Origin of the sequence: Cryptosporangium sp. NPDC051539 (genome assembly GCF_044454545.1) — a bacterium.
Lineage (GTDB): Bacteria > Actinomycetota > Actinomycetes > Mycobacteriales > Cryptosporangiaceae > Cryptosporangium.
Genome location: NZ_JBITDV010000011.1, coordinates 72,278 through 96,233, shown reverse-complemented (window position 1 = coordinate 96,233; position 23,956 = coordinate 72,278). Strand labels below are relative to the sequence as shown.

The following is a 23,956-nucleotide window of genomic DNA, read 5'->3' as shown; positions in this document are numbered from 1 at the left end:
CACGGATGCCGGGGGTGAACGGCAGGCGGATCGTTCTCAGGCATGTCTCCTGAGAACGAACCCCCCACGTTCACCCCCCTCGACGGGCCCGGCGGCGCCGGGCCGGTCCCGATGGACCCCCGACTCCAGCGGCTGGTCGCCCTTCGTCAGGAAGGCGGGACCAAGCCGGCGACGGTTTCCACGAACACCAACGAAGTGGCCGTGATCGCCAAGGTGTCCGACAAGGCGGCGTTCGAGGCGATACCGGGCGTCCGGCCCGGAGTGCAGATCGGTGACCGGGCCGAGGACGGCACGGTCATCCTCACCGCGCGGATACCGATCGCCCAGCTCGACCACGCTCGCCGGCAGGACTTCGTCGTCTCGCTGAAAGCGGCTCAGCGGCTCAGCCCGCAGCTCGGCGCGACCACCGAGGAGATCGGCGCGCGGCCGGAGGCGCTGTCGGAGGGACAGTGGACCGGCGGAGAAGGTGTGATCGTCGGCATCGTCGACTCCGGCGGCGACTTCGTCCACCGGAACTTCCGGACGGCGGGCGGCACGACCCGGCTGCTCGCGCTCTGGGACCAGAACTTCCAGCGCTTCACCGTGGACGACGGCCACTCGTACGGCACCGTGCACGAGCAGGCCGAGATCGATGCCGCACTGGCGACCGACGACCCCTACCAGGCCCTGGGGTACGAACCCGCGGACTCCTCGCACGGCACTCACGTCATGGACATCGCCGCCGGGAACGGCCGCGGCACCGGGACGCCCGGTGTGGCGCCCGAGGCGGATCTGATCTTCGTCGACCTGGCCGGCACCGACTTCGCGGTACAGGGTGCCGACGTCGTCGGCAGCGCGTTCGGCGACTCCGTGCAGCTGCTCGAGGCGCTCGAGTTCATCTTCGGGCGAGCCGGAGAGACGCCCTGCGTCGTCAACATCAGCCTGGGGACGAACGGCGGTCCGCACGACGGTACGTCCCCGGTGGAGCAGGGCATCGACCGGCTGCTGACCCAGGCGCCGAACCGGGCCGTCTGCCTCGCGGCCTCGAACTCGTTCGAGGACGGCATCCACGCCGCCGGGACGGTACCGGCCACCGGCCATCTCGACGTGGGCTGGAACATCGCGTCCGGCGACCCGACCGAGAACGAATTCGAGCTCTGGTACCCCGGGTCGGCGGCGCTGCGGCTGGAGGTGCTCACGCCCGGCCCGCGGCCCCGGCTCCTGGGCCGGTTGGACCCGGGGCAGAGCGGCACCGCGGCGATCGACGGCGAACGGGTGGTGTTCGCGGCGAACCGGCAGCACGAACCGAACAACGGCGACAACACGATCGGCGTGTTCCTGGCCCAGGGTTTCACCGGGCGCTGGGTCTTACGGCTGACCAGCCTGACCGGTGCCGAGGTGCCGTTCCACGCCTGGCTCGAGCGGGACGACCGGGGTCAGTCCCGGTTCGACCAGCCGCTCGACTCCTCGCACACGATCGGGTCGATCTCGTGCGGGCACAAGTCGATCGTGGTCGGTTCCTACGATGCCCACGACCCGGCAACGCCGCTGTCGGAGTTCTCCAGCGCGGGTCCGACCCGGGACGGGCGGCAGAAGCCCGAGGTCTCCGCGCCCGGCCACAAGGTCGTCGCCGCGCACTCGCAGTCGGTCAGCGGCGTCACCAGGAAGTCCGGGACGAGCATGGCCGGCCCGGCGGTGACCGGTGCGGTCGCGAATCTGCTGGCCGAAGCCGCCCGCGAGAAGCGCTCGCTGACGATCGACGAGATCCGCGAGCTGGTGATCTCGGCCGCGCGCAGCGATCCGCCGGCCGGCGGGGCGTGGGATCCCCGGTACGGGTTCGGACGCATCTCGGTCCCGGGCCTGGTCAAGGCCGTCAGCGAGCTCCCTCCCGCGTGAGGTCCGCGGCGCTCCGACCGCGGCGGAGCGTCCGGACGAGCAGGATGACCAGAACGGCGGCGAGCAGGCCGACGACGATCAGACCGCCGGTGCTGAGGTACTTCTCGACGTGGCGCGCGGCCGAGCCGAGCGCGACGCCGAGGCCGATGTGGAGGGCCGACCAGCCGGCCGCACCGAGCACGACGGCGGGCAGGAAGCGGCGCAGTTCGAGTCCGGCGCTGCCGGCCGCGGCCGGGGTCAGGGCTCGGATCGCGGGGAGGAACCGCACGAAGAACACCGCCCAGGCACCGTGGCGTCGCAACCGGTCGGCGGAGCGGTCCCAGAGACCGGCGCCGTAGCGGCGGACCAGCTTCGTCTCCCGCAGCCGGGGGCCGTAGCGGCGGCCGATCGCGTAGCCGATCGAGTCGCCGAGGATCGCGGCAGCGGTCACGATTCCCCAGAGCGCGAGGAAGCGCGGGGCGTCGGAAACCGTGGTCGAGGCGACGAGCAGGCCGGATTCGCCCGGGACGATCAGTCCGAGACCGAGAGTGCACTCGCCGAGCACGAGCAGACCGGCCGCCAACAGGACAGCGGCCGGGGGCAGGGACTGGAGCCAGTCCAGGACGTCGCTCAGCACAGGTGCGCTCCTCGGTTCGGGGGGCCGACGCTAGAAGGAGCCTGGCAGCGAAAACACTGCCTTTCGTCAGGGATCTACCCGGACTTATCGGCGTGCGTGGTTGGCTGGGGACATGCTTCCCTGGGACGCCGAAATGGCCGGTCAGCTGCATCGGGAGACGATCGGGTCAACGCTGCTCCGGGGTAATCCCCTGGGTGATCCACACGAGCGGCCGATCTGGGTCTACACGCCGCCGGAGTACTCCGCGCGGCCCGGGACGCGGTGGCCGGCGGTGTACGTGATCCAGGGCTACACCGGTCATCTGTCGATGTGGGCCAACCGCTCGGCGTACAAGCAGCCGTTCCCGGAGACCGCCGACGCGGTGTTCGCGTCGGGCGAGGCACCCGGCTGCATCGTGGTCTACGTGGACGCGTGGACCGCGTACGGCGGCTCGCAGTTCGTCGACTCGCCCGGGACCGGGCCGTACCACTCGTACCTGGTGGACGAAGTCGTGCCGTGGGTCGACGCGCGGTACCGGACGCTGGCGCAGCCGGCGTCGCGGGCGATCAGTGGGAAGTCGTCGGGCGGGTTCGGGGCGATGATCACCCCGATGCTGCGGCCCGACGTGTTCGGGGCGCTGGCGACGCACGCGGGCGACGCGCTCTACGAGTACGCGTACGTGCCCGAGTTCGCGAAGGCTGTGCGGTACCTGCGGGCCTACGACGGAGACATCTTCCGCTGGTGGGAGGACTTCCGGTCACGTCCGGCGTTCAGCGCCGAGGGCGACGGCACGCTGCTGATCCTGCTCGGGTGCGCGGCCTGCTTCTCGGCCGATCCGGACGGGACCGTGCGGCTGCCGTTCGACCCGGTGACCGGCGAGCTGGTGCCCGAGCGGTGGCAGCGCTGGCTCGACTGGGATCCGGTGCGGATGGTCGACCGGTACGCGGACGCGCTGCGGTCGCAGCGGGCGATCTGGATCGACGCCGGGACGAGGGACGAGTGGTACCTGGACGTCGGCGCGACCGCGTTCCGCGCGGGCCTGACCCGGATCGGTGTTCCCGACGATCGGGTGCACTTCGAGCTCTTCAACTCCGGCCACGCGGGCATCGACTACCGGTACCCGCAAGCCCTGACCTGGCTCGCCCACCGCCTGGAGCGATAGAGCACGCCCTTGCCCTCGCGCGGTGGACGGCCCCGCGGCTAGTCGGGGGGCTCGAGGCGGTAGATCGTGACGTCGGCCCGGCGGTAGTAGGTGGACCACCGGGCCGAGTCGTCCAAGGCCGAGCGCAGCGCCGCGACCGAACCGGACGGGAGATAGCCGAAGTATTCCGCGGTCTTCGCCATCTGACCGGTGACCACCAGGAACGTCTCGGTGCCGCCGAACGACGCCGCCCACTCCTCGATCGCGGGCAACTCGCCCGCGTCCAGGACGAGGTGGTGGAACGTCGGCTCGTCGGTGATCGACGGGTCGACGCTGCGGCCCGGGTTGAGCTGGTCGTAGTTCGCGGTCAGCCGGGCCGGGAACGCCGGGGCGACCAGTGCCATCGTCGAGCCGGCCGGGGCGTTCGCCTCCAGGTACCTGGCCGCGCGGACGTCCGCGGGCGGGACGACGTGCAGTGCGAACTGCCCCTGCAGTCCCTGCAGGCCGGCCAGCGCCAGCACGGTGAAGGCCAAGCCGGAAACGAGACCGCGGGAGGTCCGGGCCCACCACGACGCCATCAACATCACGCACCACGGCAGGGAGAACAAGAACACCCGGTAGATCGCCTCTCCGCCGTAGTTCTGCAGCAACAGCACCAGGAACGGCGTGAACCCGAGCACCAGCGGGATGAGCACCCGGCCGAGCCGGCGGCGGAACAGCACCCCCACGGCCAGCGCCGACGCCCACACCACGAGCGCCAGCACCCGGGCCACCAGCGCCGAGAACCGTTGCGCGGAGCTGCCCCAGCCCTCGGCGTTGCCGGACGCGTTCTTGAACAGGTCGAAGCCGTCGAACAGGTGGTACTGACTGCTCACGCCGCCCAGGCGAGGCAGGAGGTATCCACCGGCCACCACCGCCAGCAACACGAACAGCCAGTGCGGCCGGATCAGCCCGAGGACGGTCAGCACCCCGACGCCGAACAGCAGCAGGTACGGCGTCAGCTGGTGGGCGGCGGTGATCGCGGCGAACACCACCACGACGACGACCAGCAGTGGCCACCGCGGCCGGTCGCGCACCGCCGGCGCGTCCCGTACCAGCCACGCCCGCATCCGGTTCACCCGACCGGCCGCACGCAGCGCGGGCAATCCCCGGCATCCGTGCATCACCAGCGCGAAGAACCCGAGGCTCAGCGCGTAGGCGAAAGCCTGCGGCGAGAAGTAGTTCTGGTCGACCCAGAGGCAGCACTCGAACAGCAGCACGGCGAGGAACGCGGTCCGCGGGTTCCGGGTCAGCCCGCGGACGACGGCGGCGACCAGCACCGCGTCCAGCAGGCCGAAGTAGAGCGTCGACCACGACGCGAACCGGATCGCGGGCACCCCGGCCACCGTCGACAACTGCGCGGCGGCGGCGAAGAACCCCGGCCACTGCTGGTAGATGTCGTCGGAGTCGAGCACCGTGCCGCGCTGCTGGATGAACTCGACCACGCCGAGGTGCTTGTACGTCCAGGCGTACTCGGGCACGGGGAGCAGCAGCGGGGCGGTGCCCCACATGATCAGCGCCAACGCCCCGACACCGGCCAGGAGCACCAGCACCCGCGCCCGTCCGAACAGCTCGACCCCGCACGCCACGCCCACCAGCAGCAGCGCGAATACGAACGGGACGCCGAGCCCCCTGGTCAATCCGTACGGCCCGATCTGCCCGGCGTCCGCCCGCAGAACGGTGACCAGCCAGAGCGTGACGGCCACCGTGAGCAGGGCCGGGGTCAGCGCCGGGTGCCCCCGGCCGGAAGCCGGGGCGGCGGGGACGGAGACCGGCAGCCGGACCTCGATGCCGTCCGCACGACGGAGGCCGACGAGCGCGACGACGGCGACGAGGGCGATCAGCCCGGCCGTGGCCGACGTCGGGTGCCAGCGCCCGGTCCAGACCATCACGGTCGCGACCAGCGAGGACAGCGACGCGCTGAACGTGACGGTCAACGCGGCCGCGAGGACGCGGTCGCCGATCCGGAGGTGGCTGACGATGGCCGCGCCCGGGCCGGCGGTGGTGAACGCCAGCAGCAGCATCAGCCGCGCCGGGCCGGCCGGGATCAGCATGGCCGCGGCCCCGGCGACCGCCAGGAGCAGGGCGACGAGGGCCAGCCGCGGGTCGGCGGGCCGGGCGTCGCCCTCGGTCCGCTCGGTCGACCTGGACGGCAGCAGGACCATACGTCCCATTTTGCCGGATACTTAGAACAAACAGTTCACCAGGTCGCACTCCGGGCCGAGTCGAACCTTGAACGCGCGCTCGACACCCTCACGGATGTGCGCGGCGAACTCCATGACCTCCGACGTGGTGGCGCCGCCCCGGTTCGTCACCGCGAGCGCGTGCCGAGTGGAGAGCCCCACGTTCCCGCGCCGATAACCCGGTGCGAAGCCGGCGTTGTGCACGAGCCATCCGGCCGCCAGCTTGGTGCCCTTGACGTCAGGGAATTGCGGGCATTCCTTGGCCTCGTCGGGCACCTGCGTCAGAACCGGATTGATGAAGAACGAGCCGACACTCCAGGTGTCGTGATCGGCGGCATCAAGCACCATTCCGCGCTGACGGCGAATCGCGATCACCGATTCGCGGACGTCAGAGGTGTCTGCGGTGCCCCCGATTTCCAGATCCAACGCGGACGCCAGACCCGCATAGCGGATCGGATCGGATTGTTTGCCCGGCCGCAGCCGGTACGTGACGTCAACAACGGCCCAGCGGTCGCTGTGTTTGAAAACGGACTGGCGGTGGCTGCCGAAACCGAGGCGCTCGGTGGGCCAGTTCTCCAGGGCGCCGGTTTCCCGGTCGAACACGGTGACGCTCTCGAGGACCTCGGACGTGAGCGCCCCGTACGCGCCGACGTTCTGGATCGGGGTGCCGCCGACCAGGCCCGGGATGCCGGACAGACACTCCAGGCCGGCCAGGCCTTCGTTGATCGTGAGCTCGACCAGGCGGTCCCACTCCACGCCCGCCGCTGCGGTGACCAGGCCGCCGTTGACCGTGATTTCGCCCGAAGCGATCTTGATGACCGGACCGGGCCAGCCCTCGTCGCCGACGATGAGGTTCGAGCCGCCGCCGATGATCAGCGCCTCGCGGCCGGCATCACGGACGGTTCCGACGAACTCGTCGGTGGATGTGGGGACGTGCAACTCTCCGACCGGGCCGCCCACACGCATGGTAGTGAGGTCGGAAAACGTTACGGACAAAGCGATCCAACCTCGGGGTGGTATGAGACCGTGTCACCTTACCTCGCGGCGTTGCGCGCGCTCGTGGTGGCGCCTTACACAATTGCTCTCAGCGAGTGGAATTGAAACAGGAGTTGCATCCGCTCACTCGTCAGTGCGAGCCGATGCCGGTTATCGTCTCCGCCGCTTCGACCAATAGGCGACGGGCCGATCGGATGCCGGAGAGCGTCTCTTGGAGGAGGTACTCCGCTGTCTGGGGGCGGTCGCCCCACTCCGTACCGAACCCCACCACGTCCAGATCCACCCCGTACGGCAGGTACAGGAGTCTCAGCCCGTCGAACGCCTGGAACGGGACGAACACCTTCGTCGTCACGATCAGCAGCCGGTCGCCGGCTCGCGGGTCGGCCCAGCGGGCCCAGAGGTCGAACGTGTCGGACGTCTGCGGGCGGTGCGGCGGACGGCCGGTGCGGGCCGAGAACGCGCGCGCCCGTACGGCTCCGGAGGCGTCGAGCAGGTCGACGCGACGCTCGTGCGTGAACGCGGGTGGGGTGTCTTCGGTGCTACGCCCGCGGGGACACCGCTCGGCGTCGGACACGCAGCCGCAGAGGAAAACGACCGCGTCGGGGTGCAGGCCGAACTCGGATTGCGCGGCGCCCACCATCAGGTCGAACTCGTCGGTGGCACCGGGCGCGTAGGTGTCCGCGGCCGGCTGCTCCGGCGGATCCGCCGTCATGAACCGAGGGCTCCCGAGGAAGCTCAGCTCCCCCAGTTCGACACCGTCGTGCGCGAGTTGCGCCGCGAACCGGGCTCGCAACAGCGGTGACCTGTACCCGCCGCCGAGCACCAGGGTCCGGTCGTACTCCCGGTTCCGCGGCCGGCCGGTGCCGACCAGGCCCAGCCTGGTGGCGAGCGCCAGCACCCGTTCCCGCACCTCGGGGCTGAAATCCGCGGCGCGGGCCTGCGAACGCTCCCTGTACACGCCGCCGGGATCACCCCGGAAGTTGAAGTCGTCGGCAACGCTCCGCTCGATCGCCAGCGTCCGGCGGACCAGCTCGAGCTGCCCGGACGAAAGGCCTGGCACTGAGGGCGCCGCCACCCAGGCGGGCAACTCCTCGTCGAGATGCAGCCACGAGTCCTCGGCCGGCGCTGAGCCGCCGAACAACTCGATCAACTCCGTCATCGCGTCGCTGAGCAGCCACGCCTCCGCGATCGAGAACACCTCCGCGGCCCGTTCGGATGCCACTTCGTATGGTCGGGCTGCCAGAAGCGTGCTCACCTCACGAGGATAGCCTCCGCAACCTCGCACGAAGGCTCGGCAGCAGCGCGAGCGCCGCCAGCGCCTGGGCACCGGCGTACGCCCAGCCCACGCCGGGCAGGCCCAGTTCCGGCAGCAGGACGACCGCGGCGACCAGGAACAACACCGCGGAACAGGCCTGCACCAGCACCACCGGCCAGAGCCGACCCTCCAGCATGGCCAGCCCGGAGTAGACGATCACCACCGCCGTGAACGGGAAGCTGACCGCGGCCACCCGCAGCAGCGTCCCGCCGCCGTCGGCGAACGCGCCGCCCTGCACGAGCAGCAGGAACGGCCCCAGCAGGACCAGCCCGCCAGTGCCCGCTCCCGCCACCGCCGCCACCAGCCCCACGGTCCGGCGCAGGTGGTGTGCGACCCCCGACGGGTCGTGCCCGGCCTGCGACAGGAACGACATCACGATGTTCCAGACCAGCGTCTGCAGCGTCACGACGATCAGCCACGGCACCGCGAAGTACGCGTTCGCCACCGACCCGGACAGGTGCAGCACGAGCACCGGCGGAACCAGCGTCACGACGTTCCCGACCAGGTTGTTGACGTACTCGGCAGCCACGAAATTGCCCAGCACCCGGGGCCCCGGCAGCCGAGACTCACCGGCCGCGCGAGGGGCGAGCCGCGCGAAGATCACGAACGTCACGACCACCACCGCGACCGCCGCCGGGAGGCACCAGGCCGCCGCGATGCCCAGCCGCGAGCCGGTCGCGACCAGCCCGAGCAGCAGCACGAGCTTCGCGCCCGACGTCGCGACGTGCTTCACCACGACCCCACCGGCGCGCTGGAACGTCGTCAGGATCCCGTCCTGCACGTAGAAGAGCGCGTAGACCGCGACCGCCAGGACGAATCCGAGCGCGTCCCAGCGTCCCAGGCCGAATCCGGACCCGAGGCCCAGCAGCAGGTAGCCGGCGCCGAAGACCACCGACGCGGTCAGGATTCCGGCGTAGCCGGAGGCCAGGAACCGAGTGGTCCGGTGTCCGGCCCGGGGGAGGAACCGCACGAAGACCGAGAGCAGGTTGAGCTGGGCGATCCCGCTCACCAGGGCGATGGCCGAGACCGTCGCGTTGCCGTGCCCGACCGCCTCGGTCGGGTACAGCCGGGCGGCGGCCACCCAGAACATCATGTTCAGCGCCGACGCCAGCACCGTCGAAGACATCAATGCGGACGCCTGCCGCAGCACCGCCGACGACTTCCATCCGGACGCGGGACGTACGCGCTTCGCGGCATGACGCCCGCCCGCCGATCGAGCCGGCGCAGCCGTAGCCGGCACAGCCGTAGCGGGCGCGCCCGCGGCGCGGGCGACAGCGGCGGGGGTGAGCGTCATCGGAGGCTGACCGGGGCACGGGCCGGCGCCTTCACTTCCGGCCGGGACCGACGCCCACGGAAGTAGCGCCAAGGCCCGGCCAGCAAGCCCCGGCGGTTGGCCGCGAACAGCTCCCGTGGGAAGTCGCTCTTCACCGTGCCGACCCGGATGCTGCCGGCGCTCGTGAGGTCCTTGATCGCCCGGGGAACGAGCCGGATCAGCTCGGCCAGGACGCGCGGCTCGGCCCGCACCAGCGCGGCGTAGAACGCGGTCAAGCCGGCGCCGTAACCGGCCAGCTGCGTGCGCAGTCCGTCGAGATCGGCCCGGTGCACGTGCCGGACCAGCGCCGACGGCCGGTACAGCGTCGTCGCGCCGCCGTGCAGCAGACGGCTGAACACCAGCGTGTCTTCTCCACCCTGGGCTGGGCTACCGGCGCCGAGCGCCTCGTCGAAGCCGCCGAGCTTGCGCAGCGCGGCGAGCCGGAACGCCATGTTCGCGCCGACGCCGAACGCCGGCAGCGGGTACAGCGGACTCTGCCGGCTCAGCGGCCCGAACTCGTCGGCGACGAACCCGCGGCCCTTGCTGTGGCCGCCGAACTGCTCGAACCAGACTTGGGCGTCGGTGCGGAGCTCGGCCGGGACGACCGCGCCGGACACCGCCGCGGCGGCCGGGTTCTCGACGAACGCGCGGACGATCTCGGAGATCCAGTGCGGGTCGGCCCGGACGTCGTCGTCGGTCCAGGCGACGATCCGCTCACCGGGCTCGTGCGACAGCGCGGCGATCGCGGCGTTCCGCGCGCGCGAGAGGCCGGGCCGCGGCTCGACGACGTACCGGATCGCCAGCCGGGGCGCGAACTCGTCGACGGTGTGCCGGGTCCGGGCACTGGTCGGCGCGTTGTCGACGACCAGCACGTCGAAGCGGTCGACGTCCTGGTCGGTGAGGCTGACCAGGCAGTCGCGCAGGGCGTCCGGGTGCTCGCGGGTGCAGATCACGACGGTGACCGGCGGCGCGAGTTCCAGTGCGCGGGCCCGGCCGGCCAGGAACGGCGGCGTCCGGATGAGGGCGGTGAGCGCGAGGCCGTCGGGGGTCAGGTCGGCAATCGTGAGCCCGACCAGCGCGAGCCGGGCCCCGATCGCGTCCCGGGCGCCGGCGACGATCCCGGCGAGCAGCGCCTCCGGAGCCAGGTCGTCGTCCGGAAGGTCGAGCGTCACCATCGCGACCGGCTCCGTGAACAGCCGGGCGATCACCCAGACCGAATCCCGCCGGTGCCCGAGCGTGTCGAAGGTGTGCACGGCGGGCAGCGGCGCGGACAACTCGACGTCCAGCACGACGCCGGGGATGCGGGACATCTGCTGCCTCTCAGGTGAGCTGGTGGCCCAGGCGGGCGGCGACGAGTCGTGCGCCCCGCCAGGCCGGTCGCAGGGCTCGCTTGGCTACCGGGGTCAGGCCCGGCTCGCCGGTGGCGACCAGCGATCGGACGTCGGCACCCGGCGTGGGCTGCAGGCGGGGCAGCGCGAAGCGGTCGTCGCCGGGGCGGGCCAGGCGACGCCCGATCACACAGGCGTTGGCGTAGCCGGCGTCCGCGACCGCCCGGCGCACCCGCCGTGACGTGTAGCCGTGCGGGTAGCAGAACGAGCGCACCGGCACGCCGAGGCGGCCGACCAGCTCGGCCCGGCTGCCGGCCAGCTCGGTCGCCAGCACGTCGGGGGCCAGCACGTCCATCGGCCGGTGCGAGCGCGAGTGGCTGCCGATCTCGAGGCCGGCCGCGGCCAGCCCGGCGACCTGGTCCCAGCCGAGGTATCCGACCGTGCCGACCGTGCCGGTCGGGACGTAGAGCGTGGCCCGGGCCCCGAACTCGGCCAGCACCGAGGCCGCGGTGAGGAAGTCGGTGTACCCGTCGTCGAACGTCAGCGCGACGACCGGGCGATCCGGATCGGCGGCCTTCGCGGACAGCGCCTCGGTGAGCCCGAGCAGCTCCCAGCCGTCGGCGGTCAGCGCGCCGACCTGGTCCCGGAAGTCGTCTACCGGCACCGCCAGCGGGTCGGGTCCCGACGTGATCCCGTGGTACATGAGGATCGGGAGCGGGCTCACCGGGCCAGCCCCACCCGGGCCAGTTGCAGCGCGAATCCGAGCCCGGTGGAAGCCACCCCGGCCACCACCATGCCCGCTCTGGCCAGCCCCCGAGCGTCGCCCTGACGCAGGTAGGCGCGCAGGCCGCGGGGCAGCACCCGGCGCAGGTAGCTGCTCTCCTCGGAGAGCGCGGCCGCGCGGTCGGACGAGTTCCGGCCGAGCGCGGCGAGGCCCGCCTTGCCGCGGCCCTCCAGCCAGCAACGGCGCAGGAAGAACCCGACGCTCGACCGCTCGGCCGGGACGTGGTGGCGGATCACCGCGGCCGGGACGTGCAGCCAGTACGCGCCGGGAGCCGTCCGGGCCATCCGGAGGCAGAGCTCGGTGTCCTCGGGCTCGGAGACGTCGCCGACCTTGCCGAAGTCGGGGTTGAAGCCGCCGACCGCCACGAACACCTCGCGGCGGACGATCATGCTGGCGGCCCAGACGTTGCGGGCCGGCCGCGGGTCCGCGCCGGTCTCCGGCAACGTGGCACCGATCACCCAGCCGAACTCGCCCGGGAACCAGCGGGGCTCGGCCCGGTGCCAGACCGGCAGGATCCGGCCACCGGCACCGACGACTTCGGCCGGCCCGCACATCGCGGAGACCAGCGCGGCCAGCCAGCCCGGCTCGGCGTACGTGTCGTCGTCCAGAAACGCGATCAGCGGCGTGGTCGCGGCCAGGCCGATCGTGTTGCGCGACCCGGAGGCCCCGCGCTGGAATCGGTTCTCGACGACCTCGATCTCGTCGCCGTAGTGGTTGCGCAGGCGCTCGAAGAGCGGGCGGTTGTGGTCGACCGAGACCACGATCCGGTGCGGGTGGTCCTGCGACCGCACGGACGCGATCGTCTCGATCAGCAGGTTCCAGCGCGCCTCGGAGTAGCAGGCGACGCCGACCGTGACCGGCGCGTTCATCACACCGCGGGTTCGAAGAGGGGGTTCACGACCGGAGCATCGGCGGCCGGCGTGGAGACCTGAGCCGGGCCGAACCGCTCACGCAGGATCGTCACCAGGACGCGCCAGCCGTCGCGGAACGTGCGGAGGTTGCTCTCGCCGTGCAGGCGGTCGGACTCGAAGCTGGGCACCTCGGTGATGACCAGATCGGCGCGGGCGACCCGGATATTGATCAGGGTTTCGACCTCGAAGCCGTCACCCCAGCGGGGTTCGGCCGCGTGGGCCGGCGGAAGTCCGAAGGCCGGGATCGCGGACCGGCGGAACGCGTTGTAGCCGTAGCAGAGGTCGGAGTAGCGGGTCCAGAACAGGAGGTTGGTCAGCGCGTTCAGGCCCCGGTTGCCGGCCCGGCGCAGCGGGCTGATGTCGTCGCTGCCGCCGCCGGCCACGAACCGGCTGCCTTTGACGTAGTCGGCGCCCTGGTCGAGCTCGGCCAGATAGCGCTCGATCTCGGCCGGATCCATCGAGCCGTCGGCGTCGATCATGACCACGTAGTCGCCGGTGGCAGCCTCGAAGCCGGTCGCGAGCGCGTTGCCCTTGCCGCGGCGGGTCTGACCGATCACCCGGGCGTCGGGGCGCACGGCTAACGCGGCCTCGACGGTGCCGTCGACCGAGCCGGCGTCGACCAGGACGACCTCGGTGACGAAGTACGGCAAGGCAGCGAGAACGACCGGGACGTTACGAGCCTCGTTCATCGTCGGGATGACGACCGTGACCGTGCGATGCGTCTGGAACATCCTCGCCCTCCCGGCGTCGTGGTGTCACGAAGGGAGAGCGGGTCAGGGTTGTCCCTGATACTTCGGGCATTTGTGGCGGCGGACACATTGCTCCCGTGAGGAACACTTGGGATATGAGCGCCATACGCCTTCTGCTCAACATCATCTGGCTGGTCTTCGCCGGCTTCTGGCTGGCGATCGGCTACGTCGTCGCAGGCCTGATCTGCTGCCTGCTGATCGTCACGATCCCGTTCGGCGTCGCCTCGTTCCGGATCGCGGGGTACGTCCTCTGGCCGTTCGGCCGCGAGATGATCCGGAAGCCGAGTGCCGGCGTCGGCGCCGGATTCCTGAACGTCATCTGGTTCGTCGTGGCGGGCTGGTGGCTCGCGCTGGGGCACCTGTTCACCGCAGCCGCGCTGGCCGTGACGATCATCGGGGCCCCGATGGCCTGGGCCAACCTCAAGCTGATCCCGATCTCACTGGTGCCGTTCGGCCGAGAGATCGTCGACAGCGACCGTCTGGTGGCGGCGCCGGTCCACCGGACGCCTGCGCGGCAGCACTGAGTTGACGGTTCGGGCCGCGACCGTGAGCCACAACGCGGCGAGCAGCCCGAACAGCAGCACCGCGGCGGCCGTCAGCGTGGGGGAACCCGTGCGGACGGCCAGCCCGGTGGTGCCGGTCACGACAGTTCCCAGCGGGAACGTGAAGCTCCACCAGGGCAGGCCGAACGGAATGCGCTCCCGGACCGTCAGCGCCGCCACGAGCGCGAGCCAGAGCATCGCGAAACCCCAGACCGGCAGGCCGTAGGCGACGCCGCCGTCGTTCATCAACAGGTGCGCGGCGGTGATCGACTGGCCGAGCGGGCCGAGCACGATCCAGAGCGTCGGGACCAGCCGGGCCGGGGTGGGCGGCTGGGTGAGCAGGCGCCCCCACAAGTGCGCGATCGTGAGCAGGGCCGCGACGAGGCCGGCGCCGAAGAGCGCGACGCAGAAACGCTTCAGGTCCTCGCTGTGCAAATGCTCGGCCAGCAGCGCGCCGTTGGCCGCCGACACCATCGGCGGGACCACCGGCATCAGCCAGCCGCCGAAGGCCGGGGCCTGCTGTTGCCGGGTGATCATCAGGTACGGGATCGCGACAGCGGTGACGAGGCCGCCGACCGTGCCGAGCGTCCAGAGGGCCAGGTCGACGGCGACGGCCGCGTGGATTCCGATCCAGTCGGACCCGAGCAGCAGGGTCCCGCCGCCGACCGTCATCAGCGCCATCGGTGGCGCGCCGTAAAACTGCATCATGACCGGGTCCGCCAGGTGGGTGGCCGACCTCCTCCACTGCCATCCGGACGCCACACAGAACGCGAGGAGCAGAAGGGCGGCGGACGCCCAGATCAGCCGCGCGAGGCCCCGGAGCCCGGGAACGTCGACGGGCAGACCGGCCGCCGAGATCGCGACGATGCCCGTGCCCATGACCGCGGCGAACCAGTTGGGAGTGACGCCGGTGCGAGTCGGTACCAGCGGGCGGACGGCGGGACGGTCGAGCACGGTCATGGTTCTCAGCGTCCGGCGTACCGGGGCAGCCCGGTAGACGGCGATCGTCGCTGAACTCATAGGCTGCGCTTATGCCTCTCGCCCCGCTCTTCGCCGACCTCGGCAGCTTCGACCTGCTGCTCTCGGTCGCGCGGCTGGGTAGCGTCGGCCAGGCCGCGCGCGAGCACGGCGTGTCTCAGCCCGCGGCGTCGGCCCGCCTGCGTCAGCTGGAACGGCGCCTCGGCATCGCGCTGCTCAACCGGACTCCGCGCGGTTCGACGCTCACCGGCGAGGGTGCACTCGTCGCCGACTGGGCCCGCACCGCGATCGAGGCGGCCGAGGCGCTGGCGGCCGGCGCCGGCGCTTTGCGGGAGGTGCACGACGGCACGCTGCGGGTTGCCGCCAGCCAGACCGTGGCCGAGTACCTGCTGCCGGGCTGGCTGGTCGCGGTCCGTGCCGCCCATCCCGCGATCGGCGTCACGCTCGATGCGATGAACTCGGCCGACGTGGCCCGGCGGGTGCTCGCGGGCGAGGCCGACCTGGGTTTCGTCGAGGGGCCGGACGTGCCGGCCGGCCTGCACGCGGAACGCGTCCACTCCGACCGGCTCACGGTGATCGTCGCTCCGGGACACCCGTGGAGCCGCCGCCGTGGCGTCACCGCCGCAGAGCTCGCCGCGACGTCGCTGGTGTCGCGGGAGGCGAGCTCGGGCACCCGGCGTGCGTTGGAGAGCGCGCTGCTCGCCGCCGGCGTCTCCGAGATCGCGCCGCCGTTGCTGGAGCTCTCGTCCACGACCGCGATCAAGCACGCGGTGGCCGCGGGCAGCGGGCCGGCGGTGCTCAGTTCGCTGGCGATCGCCGGCGAACTCGGCAACGGGACCCTGGTCGAGGTGGCCGTGCGTCCGGAGCCGGGGGAACCGCCGCTCGCGTTGCGACGGCAGCTCCGCGCGGTGTGGCCGACCGGACGGCAACTCTCCGGTCCCGCCCGGGATCTCTATGCGATCGCCCGGTTGCCTCGGCCGGGTGGAACGACAAGGATGTAACTCGTGTGGGAACTCGGTCTCTCGACAGCCGTCGCCGCCGTCGCGATCGTTCTCACGCTTGCCCTGGTCACCACGTTCTTACCGGTCGGCGCCGGTCTCGGCGGCGTCGCGGTCACGTTTCTCGGCCTCTCGGGCGCGCTCTCCGGGTACTCGGCCTGGCGCTGGGTGCGGTGGGTCCGTTCCCGGGCCGAGCGCATGCACTGGTCGGTGACGGCAGCGCTGGGCGCCGGGGTGGCGGCCGCGGAGCTGTACGCGATGAGCCGCCTGGCCACCGACCCACTCGTCGGAACGCTGCAGCAGCTCTCCGGGCTGGGTGGTTTCAGCCTCCTCACGGCGCTGACCGTAGCGGTCACCGGCGTCACCAGCCTCGGGCTGTACCACCGCTCGGTGACCGACCGCGCGATCGACGGCTGGGCCGCGCAGCGCCTCGCTGCCTTCGCGTAGACAACCGCCCCGGGCGGGGAGTCCCCGGGGCGGCCACCTCTTTCGTTTCAGTGTCCTCAGCAGGGGACGGAACCGCTGCCCCTCCCCCAACTGCACGCGTCGATCTGCTTGCCGGCCGCGTTGCGCAGGTACGCGGCATCACCGGTGTTGTTCCAGATGTAGTTGCCGGAGTTCCAGTACCGGTGGCTCGCGGTGTTCTTCCCGTGCCCGGTGTGCAGCCAGAGCGTCGCGCCCGGCTTCAGCGTCACGGTGCCGGTGAACGTGTAGACGTGGTTGGCCTTGTCGCGCACGGTCCAGCGCGAGAGGTTCACGGCCGCCTTCGACGTGTTCTTCAACGTCACGTACTCGGCGTTCAGGCTGGCGTTGGTGCGGGTGTCCGAGCCCGGCGAGTCGTAGAAGGCCCGGGTGAACGACACCACCGGAGCCGCGGACGCCGGTGCGGCCGGTAGCAGAACCACGGCGGCCACCGCCGCCGTGACCGATGCCAGAAGTAAGCGCAGCATTCTGAGTGCCCCTCATCGTCGAAGTGCAGCGCGGCCGAATCCTCGGCCAGGGGCGCCGACTGTACAAACGCCGATTGCGACCGCACAAATCCACAGAGTGATTTCGGAATCTTCTGTTCCTGTGGACGACGCGAATTCGGCCGGACGGCTTTCTAGCGTCAACCGCGAACCCGATGGCCGTTCGTACGGAGTGGAGGGTCGCGAGAAATGCCGAATCAGCCGGGCCGCCGAAAGCGGCAGCAAGCCAAGCGCAGAGCCCGCGCGCACCGCACCCATCGGCGTCAGCCGAGCCGGGCGGTGGCAATTCCGATTACGCCCGATTCGGGGGTCCTTATTGCCGACAACAAGGAAAATCCGATGGAATACGACGAATTCGAGGGGGCGCCGCTCGACTTCGAGCCCGCGGCCCAGCAGGTGCTCCTGACGGCCCTCGGCGCGATTCTCTCCGGCCGATCCGCACGCCCGGCGTACGACGTCGATTCCCGCCTGCTCGAGCGCGAACGCTCGTCGGTGTTCGACCTCTGCCCCGGAGACTCGGTGCTCGTCGGTGAGGCCGTCGCACTCGGCATGGCGCTCGAGTTCCGGCAGAGCCCGGCCCCGCCCGACCCGGTCGCCGCCGTGCGGTGGGTGCGCGATGCCCTGGGCGCCGAACACGGACGCCGGGCGCTGCGGGTCGCGCGGCTGATCGGCCATCCGGAAGCGCCGGTGTGGCCGCAAGGCTCGGGGCCGGAACCGCTGCTACCCGGGCTGGTGCTGCTGCTCGCGGGCGTCGCCGCCACCGGTGCCGAGCCGTCGGGATGAATCGGTGAAGTCCGCGACCGGTCTACGCGCTCACGCCAGGAACGCCTTGGCGAAGTCGTACTTGGTGTCGCTGGAGCCCGCGCAGGAGTCGGACGTGGCGTTCGCCTCGTTCCCGTCGTCGCACGGCTGGTCACGGGCGATCTGCCACATCGACACCCAGGCCGCCCCCACCGACCGCGCGAACGAGGTCAGCTGCCGGGCGTCCGACTCGGTGAAGACCTCGGTGGAGGGCTCGTTGACCCCGATCAGCGTGGTGACCGCCACCCGCGACCACGCCTCCGACGACGACAGCCCGAACGCGCTCTTGACCTGCGACTGCGTGCCCTTCATCGACTGGATGGCGTAGTACCCCATTTTGCCGTCCGGGTCGGGCGCGGCCGACTCGCCGAAGTCCATCGCCATCACGTTGACCGCGTGGATCGTGGCGCCGTTGCTCGCCGCACTGTTCAGCAGGCTCACGCCCCCCGACGTGAGGCCGTTCGGGTTGACCGGAAGCGTGACCGAGACGTCCAGCGTCTTGCCTGCCGACGAGGCGGTCCGCTGCAAGATCGCGATCGCCCGGGAACGGCGGTCGTTCGCCTCGGTGTCGGAGAGCGCACCGCCCTCGACGTCGAAGTCCAGCTTGGAGACCGAGAACGCGTCGATCACGCTCTGGTACGCGGACGCGAGCTCGTCGGCCGAGGAGCAGGCCGACGCGAGCTCGGTGCCCGATTCGCCACCGAACGAGATGCGCACCGATCCACCGGCCGCGCGGTAGGCCGCGACCCGGCTCTTGATCGACGCGTTGGTGAGCGACGTCGAACCGCCCCAGGACGGTGTGCAGTCGTCACCCGCGACGATGAACGCGAGGTTGAGGTGCTTGATCCCGGCCGACCGCACGGCGAGCAGGTCGACGGCCGGGTACTGCAGCAGGTCGACGTAGGGCGCGAACTCGGTGCCGTTGGACCCGACGGTGTTCTTCGGCGTCGGCGACTTGCCCACGCCCGCGGGCGGGTGCGACTGGCGGAGGTGCCGCCTCGGGCTCTCGGCCGACGGCGCCGGTTCGGTGGAAGGCTCATGCCGGCCGCAGGAGTCCGATCGGCACGCCGCGGCGAGTTCGTGCTCGCCGCCGCCGTCGAACGGCGACCCGACGGCGGCGTACGCGCCCGCGGTCGTCAGGACGAACGCGAGGACGAGTCCGACGGGAATGGCCACGCGTCTACTCGATCGGGCGACGCGGTGACGGTGGCTGCCCTTGCTCGCTCTATGCGAGCCCGCGGTGACCTGGGCCTTCGAACGGCCCGGCAGAGGGGATCGCACGGGGTGATGACTCCTGGTGTGGCGGTCTATTCGAGGTGACCTTATCGGTCCAGTGCCACCGCGAACGTCCCCCGGAAACGGAACATCGGATTGCCTTAAGGCGCCATTAGGCTGGTATCCAGGATTCGCACGGCCCTGTCATAGCCCAAAAACTGACAGAACCGGATCAGGCCCCCGACCAGCGTCCCGAGTGGACGGCGGGGGATGTAACCCTCGTTACACCGCGCGCCATGGGTTCGGAGAACGTCGAGATCGACACCTCAGTGGTGCACTCCGCGCGACGATACGATTACTGGCTCGGGGGCAAGGACAATTTCGCGGCCGACCGCGAATCCGGTGACGCGATCGCGAGCCGCTTCCCCTCGGTTCCGCTGGCCGCCCGGGAGAACCGCAAATTCCTCCGCCGGGCCGTGACCTATCTGACCAGAGAGGCCGGCATCCGCCAGTTCCTCGACGTCGGCACCGGCATTCCGTCCGCGAACAACACCCACGAGATCGCCCAGTCGATCGCGCCGGAATCGCGCGTCGTTTACGTCGACAACGACCGGAGGTTCTCGGGTAGTGTGCATGGATGACGGGTTTACCGAAGCAGGGTCGGGTGTCGGCGCTGGGCTTGGCGTTGGTGCGGGTCAGTACGGGTAGCCAAGACCTGTTGTCGCAGAGGAAGTCTATCGAGGCGGCGGCTGCCGAACGTGGGATCCAGATTGTGGACTGGATCGAGTTGCAGGGCTATTCGGCCAGCGGCGGGGCGCAGGAACCGGCGGTGCGGGAGGCCATTGGCAGGATCTCGCGCGGGGACGCGTCGATGTTGATCGTGACGGACTCCTCGCGGTTGGATCGTCGCGAAGATCTGGACGCGCAAGCGGAGATTCTATTGGCGATCCGGGCGGCGGGCGGGGACGTGTTGTCGCTGAGCGAGCCGCAGTTCGGCAAGACTGATTTCGCGGGCCGGGTGGTGACGCTGGTTCTTCAGCAGGCGAATGCGGAGAAGTCGCGGGTGGTGAAGGACACGACGTATCGCGGGATGTCGGTGGTGCGGGAGAACGGCGCGCATACCGGGCCGCTGCCTGCATTCTGGGGAACCGAGGGAAAGCGTTATAACAAACAAGCGGTGTGCACGGATCCGGCGGCGGTTGTCGATATTTATGAGCGGGTGGCGAATGGTGAGTCCCTCGCGTCGATCGGCCGGTCGTACCACATGTGGCCGAACAGTGTAAAGACGCTGGTCGTGTTCGCGCCGAATCACACGGGTGTGGAGGAGTGTTCTCACACGTATCAGGGTGAGACGGAGACGTGGACACACACGGTTTCTGCGGTGGTTGATTCGGCGCTGTGGTGGCGGGCCAACCGTATCCTTGCCGCGAACGCGACGGACGCGCGGGGGAATAAGGGTGGTCGGCCGATCGCGTTGCCCTCGAACTGGATTTCCGGAATTCTCGATTGTCCGGCTTGCGCGGGGAAGTTGTTCGTTAATACGGGTTTGACTCCGGCCGGGAATCCTCGGACTCCGAAACTGCGATGCGGCGGGCATGCGAGGACCCGCTTAGCGTGTGGCGTGTTCACGGGAATCGACGCGCGGCCGATCATTGAGACGATCAGCCAGTTTTTCGATTCGGATGATTCGCCGATTCTGGCGTTCCAGCGGGTAGCGGGTAACGCCCACGAATTGGATGCCATGCAGGCGGAACTGCGGAAGGTACAGGCCCGGCTGTCAGCGACCGAAGACGATGACGCACTGGACGCGCTGGTAGCGGAACGCAAGGCGATCAAGGCGCGAATCGAGGGTTTCGCGGTGGTGCCCGACCGGTACGACTATGCGCCCACCGGGCAGACCGTGGCGCAGATGTGGGGCGGCGCGGATGACACCGTGCGGCGCGGCACGGTCCGCGCGGTCCGCACGTCCTGGGGTTTGAGTCTGGCCAGCCAGGACGGGGAATGGGGTGTCGTATTCGGCGCGGCCGACGATGCGGACGCGACTGCCACCGGAACAGACAGGGACGGGGCGCACGGGATTGTGGACCTGGGGAATGGCGTCTGTTTTCGTGTCCGGGAGTAGACGCCCCGCGCAGGACGAAGAGGCTCACCCGGTGTGTCCGGGTGAGCCTCTTCGTTGTCAGGATCGGCCGGTGTCAGGAGTCGGTTACGGGGTCGGGCGGGGGATCGGGTTGAGTCGCGGGTAGCAGTAGGACAATCTTTCCGGCGCGGATGTGCCGGTGGATATCGGGGAGTCTTACGGGGTCACCGGGCCGGATAATCACGACGGGTTTCCCGAAGGATTCCGGCCGAAAGGCATTCACCTCTTCTTCTTCGGATTGGTCATCGGAATGGTGTGGCGTGTGGCATCTTCTCCTTTCCGGTGACTTCCGTGTAGTGACGGTGGGTGACTGTGCCACTGTCTCAGCGCCAAAGTGTTCCTGCGGCCCCCTACGCGCAGACGCGCGAGGAACCCCTGAGACACTGCGACAGTGACACAGCCAGGCCGTCACTCCGAGTCGTCATCCTGGGTCGTCATCCTGGGTCGGTGGCCTTCCAGTGCCCGTACTGCGGCTGGGTGGCCATACCTGCCTCTTCCAGGCGGCGCAGATATCGGTGGAGCGTGGCGCGGTTGAGTTCGGTGGTCTCTTGCAATTGTTTGGTGGTGGCGCCGTCGCGACCCGCTTTGATTAGCGCCCACAGGAGGAGATTCATTGCTTCGCTGGGCTTTCCTGATAGCCCGTCGATGAACGCTCGGGCCTTATCCGCGTCGGTCTCCTCTTTCGGGCTCGTCTCCTTGGCCGGTCCGGTGTCGCTGTTCCTCGCGCTGGTCTCGCGAGGATCAGAACTGCGGGACGCGGGATTCTGTGGCTCCCGGTAGGGCGGCGGTGGTGCCGGAATGGTGTCGACGCGTTCGGGTATTCCGCGTGGCCGGTAGCGGATGTGTTCGCGGACGAGTGCGGTTACGGCGTCGTCGGGTATCCAGTAGGCGCGAGCCATGCGCATTGTTTGATGTTCGGGGTCGGAGAGAAATAGTTTCCCGGGTGCGTCCAATGCGTCCAGACGCCATCCGGCGGAGTAGTGGCCTTGCCCCAGAATGAGATCGGTGTCGCGGGGTTCGCGGACCCGCAGGCCGATCCGGACGTCCATTTGGGACCGAACGGCGTCGCCTTGCATCGCTTTTTGGGTCGGTCGTTGGGTGGCAGCAAGGAGGTTGACGCAGACCGACCGGCCGCGCCGGGCGATCGAGTCGACCAGGGGCGCGGCGGCGGGCGGGAGTTCGGCCCACTCGTCGACCACGATCAGCAGCGCCGGGTGCTCGGGACTGGGTGCCCAGAGCCGTTGCCCGCGTGCGGTCATCCATGCCGTACGCCGGTCGAGTTCGACTAGGGCATCGGTGAGCATCTTCATGACCTGATGCGGTTCGACGGCGAGCCACTGCAGACAGCGCATCCACGGCATGAGTTCCATGCCGCCCTTGAGGTCGATGCCCCACAGCACCACATCGGGGCACGCTGTGAGACCTCCGAGGAGCACGTTGAGGACCCCGGATTTACCCGACCCGGTGACGCCACCGACCAGGACGTTTCGGCCCCGCAGAAGGACACTGAGCGGGTCGCCGTCCTCGGTCACGCCGAGCGGGATCGGGCGGCGGATCGACAGCGCCCCGGGCAGGGGGTAGCGGATCGGGTGCGCGAGTGGATCGTTCTCGACTACCCGCACCACGACCCGGTCGGCCCGGTACGGGTCGGCCTCGACCCGCACCGACCCCGGGCGGGCGCCCAGCCCGGACGCGATGCCCTCGGTCGCGGCCATCGCCTGCCGGGCGGTCTGGCCCCGGGCCAGGCGAAGCCGCAGACGCAGCCCGCTGGCGTTCACGTTGGCGGATTGGACGTCTGAGCCGTCCAGGCCGAGGCGTTCGGCGATCCGGGGCCACGCCGAGAGCATCCGTTCGACGTGGATCCGGGCGCGGCGCCGGTGGTGCGCCCACCACGGAATCGAGGTGACGAGGGTGAACAACACCCCGAGGCCGGGCAGGGGTCCGGCGCCGGGTCCGGCCATGAGCGCGGCTGAGAGCCACGACCCGCCCAGTGCCACGCACAGCGCCGTGTAGAGGCGCTCGATCCGGCGCGGTAGCCACCGCCGTACCGGCATCCACCGGGAGGGCAGCAGCGACAGAACCAGAGCGACGGTCCAGGTCACGCCCGCGATCCACACGGCCCAGCCGGGATGGGTGTAGTGCAGGTACCAGCCGCAGCCGGCAAAAAGGCCGGCTACGCCGATCGGGGCCAGTTCCGACCGGTAGCGCCACACCAGACGGCGCGCCCACCCGGTCAGCTTGACCAGCGCGTACAGCAGGAATCCGAGGAGGAGAGCGACTAGGGAGATGGGCGGGAATCCGAACCCGAGACCGAGTCCGTACCCGTACCCGGGCCGGTCGCGGTAGTCACGATGGCGGCCGGTCATCGGTACTCACCCCCGTCCCAGTCCGCTACGGAATCCGGGGCCGAGCGGGGGTCTGGGTCTGGGTCCGTACCCGGGTACGGGTCTGGGTCCGGTGCGGGGTGGAGGGGGTGTCCGACCGGGGCCGGGGGAAGCTGGTCCCGGACATACCAGAGCGGGTCTGCCTCGCCCTCGTTCTGGGCCAGCAGAGCCGCGCGCGCGGCGGCCACCAGGTTCGCGTACTCACGCGCCAGCTCGGCCAGGCGAGCCTCTAGACGCGCGGTCTCCTCCTCGATGCGGACCACGGCGTAGTCCAGACGCTCCCGGGCCTTCGCGTCGGTCTCGGGCTCGTTCCGTCCCGTTTCCGGGGCGGTACCGGCTGGGGCAGGGGTTCCGGCTGGGGTAGGGGGGTCAGGGATGTGGGGGAAGCAGTGAGTGTGTCGTCGGGTGCCTCCATCGGGGGCCGGGGCGGGAGTGTTCTGGTCGTAGGTCAGCGGGGGCCTCCAATCCTCGGGGGGTCGCTCCGGCGAGCGCCGGTCGCGCGAGTCGTTCGGGTCGTGTGGGTTGGTGCGGTCATGCGGGTCATGCGCGTGCCCTCTCGTGAGCAGGTGAGTGGAACGGGATTGAGGGTCCGCCTCCCGGCAGGGACGGGATCACCACGCGGGCGGACATCGGCGGGACGTCTTGCCGACCGGCGAGACGTCCCGGGACGTCCGGCCCGCCCGCGTGGCTCATCGGTTGGTG

The 23,956-nt window shown here is 70.4% G+C and carries 20 protein-coding genes and 1 pseudogene; 8 read left to right on the top strand and 13 right to left on the bottom strand.

The genetic code is table 11. The annotated features are described in order from the left end of the window. Positions 1-42 precede the first annotated feature (42 nt). Positions 43-1,875, top strand: coding sequence for a S8 family peptidase (locus tag ACIBZJ_RS30795; RefSeq protein ID WP_395935774.1), 1,833 nt, complete (start codon positions 43-45; stop codon positions 1,873-1,875). Here the strand turns inward: ACIBZJ_RS30795 and ACIBZJ_RS30790 are convergent. Continuing rightward, on the bottom strand, positions 1,853-2,491 hold the full coding sequence (locus tag ACIBZJ_RS30790) for a DedA family protein (protein WP_395935772.1): 639 nt from the start codon (positions 2,489-2,491) through the stop codon (positions 1,853-1,855). The genes ACIBZJ_RS30795 and ACIBZJ_RS30790 overlap by 23 nt on opposite strands. A gap of 112 nt (positions 2,492-2,603) precedes the next feature. Here ACIBZJ_RS30790 and ACIBZJ_RS30785 point away from each other — a divergent pair, with 112 nt between their 5' ends. Then, positions 2,604-3,632 (top strand): alpha/beta hydrolase-fold protein, encoded by a 1,029-nt coding sequence (locus ACIBZJ_RS30785; RefSeq protein ID WP_395935770.1) that lies wholly within the window; start codon positions 2,604-2,606, stop codon positions 3,630-3,632. A gap of 38 nt (positions 3,633-3,670) precedes the next feature. Here ACIBZJ_RS30785 and ACIBZJ_RS30780 read toward each other — a convergent pair whose 3' ends face one another. The 8 genes from ACIBZJ_RS30780 to ACIBZJ_RS30745 all read right to left on the bottom strand — a co-directional run bounded on the left by ACIBZJ_RS30780 (position 3,671) and on the right by ACIBZJ_RS30745 (position 13,210). Then, positions 3,671-5,824: a hypothetical protein gene (locus ACIBZJ_RS30780; protein ID WP_395935768.1), complete on the bottom strand. Its 2,154-nt coding sequence runs from the start codon at positions 5,822-5,824 to the stop codon at positions 3,671-3,673. A gap of 12 nt (positions 5,825-5,836) precedes the next feature. Continuing rightward, positions 5,837-6,853, bottom strand: coding sequence for a UDP-N-acetylmuramate dehydrogenase (locus ACIBZJ_RS30775; RefSeq protein WP_395936270.1), 1,017 nt, complete (start codon positions 6,851-6,853; stop codon positions 5,837-5,839). A gap of 106 nt (positions 6,854-6,959) precedes the next feature. After that, positions 6,960-8,051, bottom strand: a complete 1,092-nt coding sequence (locus tag ACIBZJ_RS30770) for a hypothetical protein (protein ID WP_395935766.1) — start codon at positions 8,049-8,051, stop codon at positions 6,960-6,962. A gap of 34 nt (positions 8,052-8,085) precedes the next feature. Continuing rightward, positions 8,086-9,270: a hypothetical protein gene (locus ACIBZJ_RS30765; RefSeq protein ID WP_395935764.1), complete on the bottom strand. Its 1,185-nt coding sequence runs from the start codon at positions 9,268-9,270 to the stop codon at positions 8,086-8,088. A 164-nt stretch (positions 9,271-9,434) separates the two neighbouring features. Beyond that, the gene (locus tag ACIBZJ_RS30760; protein ID WP_395935762.1) at positions 9,435-10,766 is read right to left on the bottom strand and encodes a glycosyltransferase family 2 protein; all 1,332 of its coding nucleotides are present in this window, start codon (positions 10,764-10,766) and stop codon (positions 9,435-9,437) included. A gap of 10 nt (positions 10,767-10,776) precedes the next feature. Beyond that, entirely contained in the window at positions 10,777-11,508 is a 732-nt protein-coding gene (locus ACIBZJ_RS30755) for a polysaccharide deacetylase family protein (protein WP_395935760.1), read from the bottom strand. Beyond that, on the bottom strand, positions 11,505-12,437 hold the full coding sequence (locus ACIBZJ_RS30750; protein ID WP_395935758.1) for a glycosyltransferase family 2 protein: 933 nt from the start codon (positions 12,435-12,437) through the stop codon (positions 11,505-11,507). The genes ACIBZJ_RS30755 and ACIBZJ_RS30750 overlap by 4 nt, the downstream gene beginning before the upstream one ends. Beyond that, the gene (locus ACIBZJ_RS30745; protein ID WP_395935756.1) at positions 12,437-13,210 is read right to left on the bottom strand and encodes a glycosyltransferase family 2 protein; all 774 of its coding nucleotides are present in this window, start codon (positions 13,208-13,210) and stop codon (positions 12,437-12,439) included. Before ACIBZJ_RS30745 ends, ACIBZJ_RS30750 begins: the two co-directional genes overlap by 1 nt. Positions 13,211-13,323: 113 nt before the next feature. Here ACIBZJ_RS30745 and ACIBZJ_RS30740 point away from each other — a divergent pair, with 113 nt between their 5' ends. Then, positions 13,324-13,752, top strand: coding sequence for a YccF domain-containing protein (locus tag ACIBZJ_RS30740; protein WP_395935754.1), 429 nt, complete (start codon positions 13,324-13,326; stop codon positions 13,750-13,752). Here ACIBZJ_RS30740 and ACIBZJ_RS30735 read toward each other — a convergent pair. Further along, on the bottom strand, positions 13,666-14,730 hold the full coding sequence (locus ACIBZJ_RS30735) for a TDT family transporter (protein ID WP_395935752.1): 1,065 nt from the start codon (positions 14,728-14,730) through the stop codon (positions 13,666-13,668). The two genes, ACIBZJ_RS30740 and ACIBZJ_RS30735, sit on opposite strands and share 87 nt — an antisense overlap. A gap of 71 nt (positions 14,731-14,801) precedes the next feature. Here ACIBZJ_RS30735 and ACIBZJ_RS30730 point away from each other — a divergent pair, with 71 nt between their 5' ends. Together ACIBZJ_RS30730 and ACIBZJ_RS30725 are read left to right on the top strand one after the other, a co-directional pair. Then, a complete protein-coding gene (locus tag ACIBZJ_RS30730; protein ID WP_395935750.1) occupies positions 14,802-15,749 on the top strand; it encodes a LysR family transcriptional regulator in 948 nt (315 codons plus the stop codon). A gap of 3 nt (positions 15,750-15,752) precedes the next feature. Continuing rightward, positions 15,753-16,193, top strand: coding sequence for a hypothetical protein (locus ACIBZJ_RS30725; RefSeq protein WP_395935748.1), 441 nt, complete (start codon positions 15,753-15,755; stop codon positions 16,191-16,193). A gap of 56 nt (positions 16,194-16,249) precedes the next feature. Here the strand turns inward: ACIBZJ_RS30725 and ACIBZJ_RS30720 are convergent, their stop codons facing one another. Further along, positions 16,250-16,696 carry a lamin tail domain-containing protein gene (locus tag ACIBZJ_RS30720; RefSeq protein ID WP_395935746.1) on the bottom strand — a complete coding sequence of 149 codons (447 nt, stop codon included), beginning with the start codon at positions 16,694-16,696 and terminating at the stop codon, positions 16,250-16,252. 357 nt (positions 16,697-17,053) lie between these two features. Between ACIBZJ_RS30720 and ACIBZJ_RS30715 the strand changes: the two genes are divergently transcribed. Continuing rightward, positions 17,054-17,497 carry a hypothetical protein gene (locus ACIBZJ_RS30715; RefSeq protein WP_395935744.1) on the top strand — a complete coding sequence of 148 codons (444 nt, stop codon included), beginning with the start codon at positions 17,054-17,056 and terminating at the stop codon, positions 17,495-17,497. Between the two features lie 30 nt (positions 17,498-17,527). Here ACIBZJ_RS30715 and ACIBZJ_RS30710 read toward each other — a convergent pair whose 3' ends face one another. Then, positions 17,528-18,691, bottom strand: a complete 1,164-nt coding sequence (locus ACIBZJ_RS30710; RefSeq protein WP_395935742.1) for a chitinase — start codon at positions 18,689-18,691, stop codon at positions 17,528-17,530. A 335-nt stretch (positions 18,692-19,026) separates the two neighbouring features. Between ACIBZJ_RS30710 and ACIBZJ_RS30705 the strand changes: the two are divergent. Both ACIBZJ_RS30705 and ACIBZJ_RS30700 read left to right on the top strand, forming a co-directional pair. Continuing rightward, positions 19,027-19,341 (top strand): annotated as a pseudogene (locus tag ACIBZJ_RS30705) (SAM-dependent methyltransferase); the annotation flags it as partial. 26 nt (positions 19,342-19,367) lie between these two features. Next, positions 19,368-20,852, top strand: a complete 1,485-nt coding sequence (locus tag ACIBZJ_RS30700) for a recombinase family protein (protein ID WP_395935740.1) — start codon at positions 19,368-19,370, stop codon at positions 20,850-20,852. A gap of 452 nt (positions 20,853-21,304) precedes the next feature. On the opposite strand, the gene ACIBZJ_RS30695 is transcribed toward ACIBZJ_RS30700, so the two are convergent. Then, on the bottom strand, positions 21,305-23,236 hold the full coding sequence (locus ACIBZJ_RS30695; protein ID WP_395935738.1) for an FtsK/SpoIIIE domain-containing protein: 1,932 nt from the start codon (positions 23,234-23,236) through the stop codon (positions 21,305-21,307). Positions 23,237-23,956: the final 720 nt, after the last annotated feature.